Raw genomic sequence first — 10,743 nt, 5'->3', positions numbered from 1 at the left:
GAACGGCTCCGTCTTGTACATCGCAGCAGCGAGGAAGAAAACCATGATGAATACACAGAAACTGGCAGGACTCATCCAAAAGTCGCATCACATCGTTGCGCTGACCGGCGCAGGGATCTCGACGGCAGCAGGCATCCCAGACTTCCGAGGGCCGAACGGGCTCTACGTGACCCACCGGTATGATCCCGAGAAGACCTTCGACATCGACTGGTTCGACACAGATCCCCGCATCTTCTTCGCATTCGCCCGTGACTTCCTGACGACGGTCGACCGTGTCCAGCCGACACAGACCCATGTATTCCTGGCCGAACTCGAGCAGCAAGGCCTGCTCCAGTCTGTGATCACCCAGAACATCGACGGATTGCACCAGAAAGCGGGCAGCAGGAATGTCATCGAGGTCCACGGCAGCTTTCAGCGGGGGCATTGCAGAGGGTGCGGACACGGCTACTCGTATGACAAACTCAAACATAAGATTCTCGCTGAGGAGGTTCCCCATTGCGACTGCTGTAATGGCGTGATCAAGCCGGATATCGTCTTCTACGGCGAGGCAGTTCAAGGCATGGATGAAGCGGAATCGGAAGCTCGCCATGCAGACTTGTTTCTGGCCATTGGAACGTCGCTGACCGTCTATCCTGCCGCAATGCTGCCACAGTTCAGCAGCGGCCCAGTCGTATCTATCAACCGCGGGACGATGGGCGAGGTCGTTCGAGGTATGGAATCCATTGAGCGCAACATCGACGAAGTGTTCGCTGAAGTCAGGAGCATACTCTCTCCGAGTTTGTGACACAGTCGACGCGAGCCCTCTCGAAATGAGAAGCCCCCGCCTGCAAGGCAGGGGCTCACCGTACACCTGAACGAAGGACGCCTAGTACACGCCCAGGACGACGTCCGCTATGTTGTCGGAGTGGTCTGAGATGCGCTCAAGGTTCGTGAACAGATCCACGACGATGACACCGACCTGCGGATCCACCTCATGCGCGTTCAGCCTGGAGATATTGCGGAACATGCATTCCTTCGTCATCAGGTCGCAGCGGTCCTCCATCTCCTTCACGTGCTTGGCCCGCTCGGAGTCATAGTCGCGCAACGCTGTCATGGCCTCATCCAGTGTCGCAAGGACATGGGCAAACTCAGCCTTCAGATCGTCCTGTGTACCATTGTTGAACTTCAGCCTCTTGTCGTCCTTGATCTGGATGAGTTCGACGAGGTTGGTGGCGTGGTCGCCAACGCGTTCGATGTCATTGACTGCATGCATCAGGGCCATGACACGCGTGCCCTGTGCCTCGGAGAGGTCGTGTTCGGTGATCTTCGTGAGATACCCGGTGATCTCCTTCTGCATGGAGTTCACCAGTTCCTCGTTGCCGAGTACGTTCTCGAGGAGGTTCATGCGGTTCTCGAAGAGGGCGATTCTACAGTTGTCCACCATCTCATATGCAATACGGCCCATACGGTAGAGCTCCTGCGTCGCCTGGGAGAGGGCCACGGACGGCGTCGCAAGTACTCGCTCGTCGATAAACTGGACGATCCGTGTTTCGACCTCCTTCTCCTTGGACGGCAGAAGCTGCATAACCAGCTTCTCGAACGGGTTGATGAAAATCAGGGCAATGATGGTCATGATCACGTTGAACATCGTGTGCGCGTTGGCCACCTGATGTGGCAGAGATACTGCCGTCAGTTCCACGAGCTTGGCAAACGGTTTGAGGAATGGGAACATAATGACCGTGCCTATGAAGTTGAAGAGGAAGTGTGTGAGTGCCGCTCGTCTGCTGGTAATGTTAGCACCGATACTTGCAAGCCCCGCAGTCACGGTCGTCCCGATGTTGGCTCCCAGGATCAGGGCGATAGACGACGGCAGCGTGATCATTCCTTTCATCGCCAGGGCCACGACGAGGCTGGTACTCACCGACGAACTCTGGATGAGCGCCGTGAACACGGCTCCAGCCGCGACGCCCAGGATGGGAACCTGACCAAACCGTACCAGGAAGTTGATGAAGGCCTGACTGTCCTTGAGCGGCGCGAGGGTGTCCGCCATGAAGTAGAGGCCGAAGAACAGGATGCCGAAGCCGAGGATGGCCTCGCCGACAGCCTTGCTGGTCTTGCGCTTGACAAAGAACTCCATCATAACGCCGACCAGCATGAAGAGCCACACAAGCTTGTCCAGCTTGAGCACGATGATCTGGGCTGTAATGGTCGTGCCGATGTTGGCACCGAAGATGACACCCATGGCCTGCCTCAGCGTCATCAGCCCAGCGTTGGCAAACCCAACGACCATGACGGTAGTGGCTCCGCTACTCTGGATGATGCCCGTGACCACCATACCGACCAGCACTCCACGAATTGGTTTGTTCGTGAGAGCCTGCAGGATGCGTCTGAGAGAGTCCCCGGCCGCTTTCTGAAGCCCGTCCCCAAGGAGTTTCATACCATACAGGAAAAAGGACAGCCCAATGACGAGGTTCATGGCTAACGAGACGTACTGGCCACGCATTCGTGCCTCCGAGGATCAGTTTTCGGGTCGGTCTGGCGTCTTGCCGTCTATGTATTCTACGGCATTACCTGGGCCGGTCAAAGAATAAATGGAAAGGAGCCGGACATCATCGTCATGCATGACTAGCGGATCGGCCGATGCTGCTCCCAGTTCCAGGCGGTCCGCACAATTGCATCGAGGTCCGCCAACTGAGGCGTCCATCCCAGTTCTCTGCATGCGCGCCGATTGCCGGCGATGAGCACTGCAGGGTCCCCCGCACGCCGGCCTGCCTCAAGAATCGGTATGTCGTGCCCCACGATCCGCTGGGCAGTCTCGATGATCTGTCTCACGGAGAATCCTTCACCGTTTCCCAGATTATACATCGCCTCCGTCTGTCGCTCGAGTGACTCCAGGGCGAGAACATGGGCATCTGCAAGATCATTCACATGGACGTAGTCCCGGACGCAGGTGCCGTCAGCCGTCGGGTAATCGTTTCCGAACACGGTCACCGACGATCTCCGGCCGGCTGCAGCCTGTAGCACCAGAGGTATCAGATGCGTCTCCGGATCATGGTCCTCGCCAATCCCGCCATTGGGATCGGCTCCGGCGGCGTTGAAGTATCGCAGTGAGACCGAACGCAGCCCGTATGCCACCATGTAGTCATGCAGGATTCCCTCGATGACTACCTTGGTGCGCCCATAGACATTGGTCGGCACCAAAGCGCTGTCCTCGCCTATTGGAACGCTGGCCGGCTCTCCATAGACAGCAGCCGAGCTGGAGAAGACGATGCGGTCTACACCGGTTGCACGCATGGCGTCGAGAAGATGCAGTGTACCGATCACATTGTTCGTGTAGTAGGCGCGAGGCTCAATCATCGATTCGCCGACAAGACTGAAGGCTGCGAAGTGGATGATGCTCGTCACGTGGAACTGCCGAATGGTCATCGCGACGTGAGCCGTGTCCGCGATGTCGCCGACAATAAGCGGGACATCCTGTGGAACGGCCCAGCGGTGCCCTTTGGAAAGGTTGTCGAACACAGCGACCTGATAGTCGTTGCGTACTAGTTTCCGTACAGTGTGCGATCCAATGTAGCCGGCACCACCAGTCACGAGAACCGTTCCACTCATCATCCCCTCCACCTCTTCAGCACATACTGGATTATATAATATTAGTATAGCCTGCACGGGTTGCATGAACAAGCAGACAGTATCGCCCGGCCTGTACCAATGAAGACGTTAGGCTATACTGCATGATGAAAAGCCAGTGCTGCGGCACGGTAGCGAGACAGGAGGACCACGATGGCGGAACTACGATGGAATCCACTTCTGCGCACATGGACGATGGTGGCAGGCAACAGGCAGGAACGGCCCAACCTGCGCACCGATGGCTGTCCTTTCTGCCCTGGATCGGGCAACGTCCCGTCCACCTACGATGTTCTTGAATACGACAATGACTTCCCGGCACTGACGACGGATCCCGACGAACCCGACGCAGTCGGATCAGAGCTATCGCCGGTTGCGCCCAACTATGGCAAGTGCGAGGTCATCCTGTACTCTCCGCAGCACGATGTCAGTCTCCACGACCTGAGCGTCACGCATCTGACGCGTCTGGTGGAACTCTGGACTGAGAGGCAACGGATTCTCTCCAGCGATCCTCGCATCAAGTACATCTTTCCCTTCGAGAATCGTGGCGAGGAAGTCGGCGTCACTATGCGGCACCCCCATGGACAGCTCTACGCCTATCCATTTGTCCCGTTGAAGATCCGGACAGAGTTGGAGAGTGCACGTGTCTGGCATGATGAACATGGAAGCTGCCTGTTCTGCGACCTTACCCGCGACGAGGTGTCGGATGGCCGGCGCGTCATCTTGGCGAACGAGAGTTTCGTGGCGTATATCCCTTCGTTCACCGACTATCCATATGGTGTCTTTGTCGCGAGCCGTGCGCACAAGGGATCCTTCCTCGACTTCACGCCCTCGGAACGGACGGACCTCGCCCGCATGCTCAAGACCCTCACAGGAGGGTTCGACCTCTTGTTCTCCCGGCGGTTCCCATACATGATGTGCATTCACCAGATACCGGTGAACAGCCCGGAAGATGTCGGCTGCGAGGAGTCATATCACTTTCACATCGAGTTCTACCCTCCACTCCGGGGCGAGACAACCGTGAAATACTACGCCTCCTCAGAGATGGGCGCGTGGGCAGCATGCAATCCTCTGCGCGTGGAGGACACTGCACCGGCTCTTGCGGCAGCATGCAGGAAATTCGAGCAGACCATAGTGAAACCGTGAGCATGCCTCCGTTCCTTGCCCAGGAGTTCGTGCACCTCTACGGTCCCGGGGACCATGAGGTCCGGTCCTTTTTCGCTCCCGGCCGAGCAAATCTTATCGGAGAACACATCGACTACAACGGCGGTCTGGTCATGCCCGCGGCGGTCACGCTAGGGATTGCGGCAGCCTGCCGGCTCCGCTCCGACCATCTCGTCAGACTCCACTCATCGGATGACCCACTGGCCGTCGAGATCGACCTCGACCGACCCATCGAACCCGACCCTGCCCGTGGCTGGGGGAACTATCCCGCGGGCGTCCTCCGCGAGCTCTTTCTTCAAGGAGTCGATCTGAAAGGAACTGATGTCTTGTTCACCACGACACTCCCGCAGGGAGCCGGACTTTCGTCCTCTGCGGCCATGGAAGTATTGACCGCGTTTTCCTTTCTCGCACTCGCGAAAGCCCCCGCGAGCGACCTCAGGGCCATCGCCCTGCTCTGCCAGAAGGCAGAGAACCAGTTTATCGGGGTCAATTGCGGCATCATGGATCAGTTCGCCGTCGCGCTCGGCAAGGAGGACTGCGCCCTGCTGCTCGACTGCGAATCGCAGGAATACCATTATGTGCCTGTTGCCCTGGGGGCACACGCTCTGGTCATCATGAACACGTCCAGACAGCGGCGACTGGCCGATTCGAAGTACAATGAACGGAGAGCCGAGTGCGATGCCGTTCTTCAACTTCTCGGGGCAGACGCGCCCCGGAACGGCCTTGTCCACGCTCTATGGAGCGATGTACTGTGCCACGTTTCGGACCCGGTGCTACGGCGAAGAGCACGTCATGTCATCTCTGAGCAGGTACGGGTGGAACAGGCCTGTCGCGTGCTGGCAGCCGGCGACCTGGCCGCATTCGGGAGACTGCTTACGGAGTCTCACGCGTCGCTTCGAGATGACTATGAAGTGACCGGACCACATCTCGATGCGATCGTAAGTGCGGCACTTCAGACTCCAGGATGTCTGGGAGCCCGCATGACGGGCGCCGGTTTCGGAGGGTGTGCAATCGCGCTCGTCGAGCAGGCCGAGATTCCAGACTTCACCGCTTTGGTTCAATCCGCCTACCTGGCAGCGACTGGTTTGGAACCTGCATTCTATGTGACACACGCGGCTGATGGTGTCCACGAAACGACCAGGAAGGGGTAGAATGGAGAATGTAAGGGGAAAACTGACCTATCGTCGCGGGGCAGTTGTCAAGACCTTGAACTTCGACCTGGACGGGCCAGCGGAAAATGATGACCTCGTCATTGCGCCGACCATAAGTACAACTGCTCCCGGAGAGCACTGGACCATCACCGTGACCCCTCGCACCACGGTGAAGCTGCTTACAGCAGAACTGCGAGTCCCCGTTGCTGTTCCACCGTCCAGCCGCGTCTTCGTGAATGGCTACCAGACGTGGACAGAATCACGTGAGATGGGACCCAGGGATCGTATCCCTTCGCTCAACAGGCTGGCCCGCTCACGGTGTTCCATGTACGGCGATTACGAATACGTCACGAACCCCGGCTTTCCCGGGCGTTTCCATGGCTGGACCTATGGATACGTTCGGACCGAACCTGATCTTCTGACCTTGTTTGGTTCACTGGCCGAGCATACAGGGTTCACGCTGGTGACGGTCACCGCCTCCGCAGGAAGGGTCACACTCCAGAAGGAATGCGGAGGTGTCACACCAACTGAACCATATGTCCTGTACGACGTGTATGTGGGAACTGGAACGGACCGCGAGACGTTCGGCCGCTATTTCGACCTCCTTGGTCTCCGGCGCCTCCGGACGCCACCCCTGACCGGCTGGACAAGCTGGTACAACTACTACACGGGCATCACACAGGAAATCATCCGACACAACCTCAACGCTCTCAGCGACCACGAGGTCCCTCTCGATGCCTTCCAGATCGACGACGGGTGGCAACATGCTGTCGGCGACTGGCTGAAAACCAACGCCAAGTTCCCGGACGGGATGGGGGTTATGGCCGATGCAATCCACGGGCGTGGCTATAAGGCTGGCTTGTGGCTGGCCCCCTTCATCGCCGAGGAGACATCTGACCTGCTGCGCGAGCATCCCGACTGGTTCCTTAAGGAGAACCACGGAAACCCCGTCAAGGCTGGTTACAACCCGGGCTGGAGCGGTTTCTTCTACTCGCTTGATGTGGCGAACCCGGCCGTTCGCTCCTATCTCCGCGATGTCTTCAACCTGGTCCTGCACACCTGGCACTTCGACCTGGTCAAGCTCGACTTCCTGTACGCCGCCTGTCGCAAAGCCCCTGAGGGCAAGACGCGAGGCCAAGTCATGTCCGAATCCATGCAGTTCCTGCGCGACATCATCGGGGATAACCTCATTCTGGGATGTGGCGTCCCACTCGGCCCTGCATTTGGACAGGTCGACTTCTGCCGAATCAGCGGAGATGTCGCCCTGAAATGGGAGGACCGCCTGCTCTCGACGATTCACTACCGCGAGCGGGTATCGACAGTCTGCGCGCTGCGAAACACGATCAGCCGAAGGCATCTGAACGGAATGGCCTTCTGGAACGATCCGGACGTCACCATCCTCCGCGACACCGGAAACAGCCTGACGGAGGCACAGCGCCGCACACTGTTCCTTGTGAACGAGGCAATGGGGGGCCTCGTCTTCACATCAGACGACATCTCATCCTATACAGATGCACAGCTCAGGCAGTATCTTTCACAGTTTCCGTTCTCTGCGAAGACCGTCGACGAGGCCAGACCATTTGGCGAGGCATGGCGCTTGACCTTGCACGCAGAGAACGCCACATACGTCGTCGCTGCCAACCTGGGATCCCGGCCTGCCACGATAAACCTGGATCCAGGTATATACTACTACAATGGGCACCTGATCGATGGACGAGAGCCTCTGCAACTCCTTCCCTTCGATTCGACCTGCCTCCGAAAGGCAGAGGGGAACAGTGTTGAACTCCTTGGAACGACGACCCATCTGTTCCCGGGACTCGATGTCGCACACTTCGAGTGCCACGAAACCTCCATAGCATTCCAGCGGTTCGACACCGCCCGACTCGATGGCGAAGCCCTGATCGGCGTCCCTGACGTATCCCTTCGATGGACCGTGAACGGGGTAGCTGCAACCCCAGAGCGGCAGGGCGTTCACACGGTCTTGCGAGTGCCCCTGGCGCGAGTTGCGCGGCCGGTTGATTCAGGCATACTACTGACGGCAGCAGCACCAGACAAGGAGGTATGACCATGGAACCATTTGCATTGCCAGAGAGTTTTCTGCTGGGCACAGCGACAGCTTCGCTGCAGATCGAGGGTGGTGATCGCAACAACAGCTGGTATCGCTGGGTTCAGACCGGTCATGTCAAGGATGGCAGCAGCTGCATTGTAGCTGACGATCACTGGAACAGAGTGACTGAAGACATTGCACTCATGAAGCAGCTCCATCAGCAGACCTATCGGATGAGTCTGGAGTGGAGCCGCATCGAGCCGGCGCGGGGGCAGTTCGATAAGAACGCCATGGGCCACTATCGTCTCGAGATACAGCAACTGGTGAACGCCGGAATCTGGCCTCTTGTCACGCTGCATCATTTCTCAAACCCGTTGTGGCTCGAGGACGCGGGTGCCTGGGTCAACCCGGACGTAGTCGATCTGTTCGAGCGGTATACCGCTTATGTCGTCGAGAACCTTGGCGACCTCGTGAGCGACTGGTGCACCATCAACGAGCCGAATGTCTACCTCGCGACGGGATACGTCATGGGTGGATGGCCGCCGAGCGACATCAGTATCACCAAGTACTTCAGGGGCACTCGTAACATGATCGCGGCACACATCAAGTCCTATCGCAAGATCCATCAGGTGCGTGCCTCCAATGGCTACAATGATACGATGGTTGGCGTCGCCAATCACCTCAGGCTGTTCGATCCCAAACATGGCAACGGTCGCGAACGGTGGGCGGCAGGCATGTACGAAAGGCTTTTCCAGGAGCTTTTTGTCACAGGGATGTGCGAGGGAAGGTTCCTCTCGCCGCTGGGCGGCGGATACCCTCTTGGCGAGGGTCGCTACTTCGATTTCCTCGGCGTCAACTACTATACGCGCGACATCGTCGACTGTTCCGGCAAGTCCGCGAACCCGCTGGGCAGGCTTGAAGTACGCGAAGACAGCCAGAAGAACGACCTTGGGTGGGAGCTGTACCCTGAGGGGCTGTATCGTGTCTGCAAGAAGTATTGGGACCGCTACCATACCCCCATCTTCATCACCGAAAATGGCACGGCCGACACCAAGGACGCCTTTCGAACCAGGTACATCTACGACCACCTTCTCCAAGTGAGCCGGCTCATCGAAGACGGTATCGATATACAGCGCTACTATCACTGGTCCCTGATGGACAACTTCGAGTGGATCGAGGGCCTGAGCGCGAAATTCGGTATCGTCGCAGTGGACTACTCCACGCTGGAGAGGACGGTACGTACCAGCGGATGGTTCTATGCCGACGTCGCCAAACATCGCGGCGTCACGGAGAAGATGATCCAGCAGTACCTTGCCTGAGAGGACCAGCCTCCACGATGAGCCTGATGATTGGATCCCGACAGACAATCTCATATGCATACGCCTGCGCGCCCCAGCATCGGACGCGAGGTGTAGCACGCGGAATGTCTGCTCAGCGCCGGGCAAGCCAGCCCTTGTGGCCTGCTGCGATACTACAGGATACACACGCAGCTGGCGGAAACCGAACGAGACACGGACGCTCCTGACCATGCCAGAGTTGCTCTCTGTATGCTTCCTGTGGCACTTCCACCAGCCACAGTATCAGGATCTCACGTCGGGAACAGCACTGCTTCCGTGGACTCGGCTTCACTGCGCACGCAACTACGCGATGATGCTCGAGCTCCTGGAGGAACAACCTGCCGTGCACGTCACCATCAACATCACCCCGGTCCTGGCGACACAGCTTGACGCATACGCGCATGGCAGGTCCAGCGACGAGTGGCTTGAGCTGACATCGACCCCTGTCACAAAGCTAGGCATGGACCAGCGAATGCGGCTGATCACCCTGTTTTTGGATGTCAACCGTGAACGCATCATCGACCCCGACGCCCGCTATACAGAGCTGTACCGTCTGAGGAACGAGCCTCCCGACTCCTGGTCCGAACAGGATCTGCGCGACCTTCAGTGCAAGTTCATACTTGCCTGGACATGCAGCGCTGACCTCCAGGCAGGTCTGGTGGATCGGACACTTCTGGCGAAATCCCGTGACTATACCGAGGAGGACCGCACAGCCCTTGTCAATGCTCAGCAGGAACTTGTGCGAAACTTCCTTCCCAGGTTGGCGAGGCTTGCCGCGTCCGGCCAGGTCGAACTGGCGACGTCACCCTTCGCACACCCTATCATCCCCCTCCTCATCGACACCGACGTCGCCCGCTCCGTTCAGGACACTCCGTTCCCACAGCCTGGTTTCCGCCACCCTGAGGATGCCTTCATGCAGCTCGAGCTCGGCAAGAAGACTGTCGAAGACCTGCTACACCAGCGAGTGCGCGGGTGCTGGCCCTCCGAGGGAAGTGTGTCCCAGAACGCTGTGGCCGAGATCGCTCGCGCGGGTTTCTCCTGGACCGCCACCGATGAGGAGATTCTGCTGCGGGAGCTCCCTGACGAGCCGCATCGGGTGTTGTACCGCCCCTACCGGGCACAGACCAGGGCGGGAGAAGTCACCATGGTGTTCCGAGACAGGGGACTCTCCGACGCCATAGGTTTCTGGTATGCCTCCCTGACAAAAGAACATGCTGTCGGGCAGTTCCTGGACAGTGTCCGCTCGATCCGCGATGCTCTCGACAGACCCGGTGTCCTCTCGATCATCCTGGATGGAGAGAACGCATGGGAGTTCTACCCAGAGGGAGGAGCGCCGTTTCTCAGAGCACTGTATGCTGCCCTTGCCGATGAGCCAGGTGTGCGCCTGAGCACGGTAGCGGAAGCCATCGAGCGCAACCCCGCGACGCCCATGCCGGACTTC

Annotated in this window: 8 protein-coding genes; 6 read left to right on the top strand and 2 right to left on the bottom strand. The window is 58.5% G+C overall.

The window, feature by feature from the left end; translation table 11 throughout:
• Positions 1-43 precede the first annotated feature (43 nt).
• The gene (locus SMC7_RS05750; protein WP_119089401.1) at positions 44-784 is read left to right on the top strand and encodes an SIR2 family NAD-dependent protein deacylase; all 741 of its coding nucleotides are present in this window, start codon (positions 44-46) and stop codon (positions 782-784) included.
• An 81-nt stretch (positions 785-865) separates the two neighbouring features.
• On the opposite strand, the gene SMC7_RS05745 is transcribed toward SMC7_RS05750, so the two are convergent.
• Both SMC7_RS05745 and galE read right to left on the bottom strand, forming a co-directional pair.
• Positions 866-2,482: a Na/Pi cotransporter family protein gene (locus SMC7_RS05745; protein WP_119089400.1), complete on the bottom strand. Its 1,617-nt coding sequence runs from the start codon at positions 2,480-2,482 to the stop codon at positions 866-868.
• A 122-nt stretch (positions 2,483-2,604) separates the two neighbouring features.
• On the bottom strand, positions 2,605-3,588 hold the full coding sequence (gene galE, locus SMC7_RS05740) for a UDP-glucose 4-epimerase GalE (RefSeq protein WP_119089399.1): 984 nt from the start codon (positions 3,586-3,588) through the stop codon (positions 2,605-2,607).
• Between the two features lie 171 nt (positions 3,589-3,759).
• Here galE and galT point away from each other — a divergent pair, with 171 nt between their 5' ends.
• From galT to SMC7_RS05715, 5 genes are all read left to right on the top strand, one after another.
• Positions 3,760-4,749, top strand: a complete 990-nt coding sequence (gene galT, locus SMC7_RS05735; protein WP_119089398.1) for a galactose-1-phosphate uridylyltransferase — start codon at positions 3,760-3,762, stop codon at positions 4,747-4,749.
• A complete protein-coding gene (locus SMC7_RS05730) occupies positions 4,713-5,918 on the top strand; it encodes a galactokinase (protein WP_207798730.1) in 1,206 nt (401 codons plus the stop codon). Before galT ends, SMC7_RS05730 begins: the two co-directional genes overlap by 37 nt.
• 1 nt (position 5,919) lies before the next feature.
• A complete protein-coding gene (locus SMC7_RS05725) occupies positions 5,920-7,983 on the top strand; it encodes a glycoside hydrolase family 36 protein (protein WP_165845178.1) in 2,064 nt (687 codons plus the stop codon).
• Between the two features lie 2 nt (positions 7,984-7,985).
• Positions 7,986-9,284 carry a glycoside hydrolase family 1 protein gene (locus SMC7_RS05720; RefSeq protein ID WP_119089395.1) on the top strand — a complete coding sequence of 433 codons (1,299 nt, stop codon included), beginning with the start codon at positions 7,986-7,988 and terminating at the stop codon, positions 9,282-9,284.
• Positions 9,285-9,492: 208 nt separating this feature from the next.
• Positions 9,493-10,743, top strand: a 1,251-nt coding sequence (locus SMC7_RS05715) for a glycoside hydrolase family 57 protein (protein WP_207798729.1), incomplete at its 3' end; no start/stop codon positions are given.

The sequence above is a fragment of the Candidatus Cryosericum terrychapinii genome, assembly GCF_003570925.1.
GTDB lineage: Bacteria > Caldisericota > Caldisericia > Cryosericales > Cryosericaceae > Cryosericum > Cryosericum terrychapinii.
This window is presented reverse-complemented; position numbering and strand designations above follow the sequence as displayed.

Coding starts and splice junctions, on each gene's coding strand:
- SMC7_RS05745 (WP_119089400.1), bottom strand. CDS start 2,482: ATGCGTGGCCAGTACGTCTCGTTAGCCATGAACCTCGTCATTGGGCTG.
- SMC7_RS05725 (WP_165845178.1), top strand. CDS start 5,920: ATGGAGAATGTAAGGGGAAAACTGACCTATCGTCGCGGGGCAGTTGTC.
- SMC7_RS05720 (WP_119089395.1), top strand. CDS start 7,986: ATGGAACCATTTGCATTGCCAGAGAGTTTTCTGCTGGGCACAGCGACA.
- galT (WP_119089398.1), top strand. CDS start 3,760: ATGGCGGAACTACGATGGAATCCACTTCTGCGCACATGGACGATGGTG.
- SMC7_RS05750 (WP_119089401.1), top strand. CDS start 44: ATGATGAATACACAGAAACTGGCAGGACTCATCCAAAAGTCGCATCAC.
- galE (WP_119089399.1), bottom strand. CDS start 3,588: ATGAGTGGAACGGTTCTCGTGACTGGTGGTGCCGGCTACATTGGATCG.
- SMC7_RS05730 (WP_207798730.1), top strand. CDS start 4,713: ATGCAGGAAATTCGAGCAGACCATAGTGAAACCGTGAGCATGCCTCCG.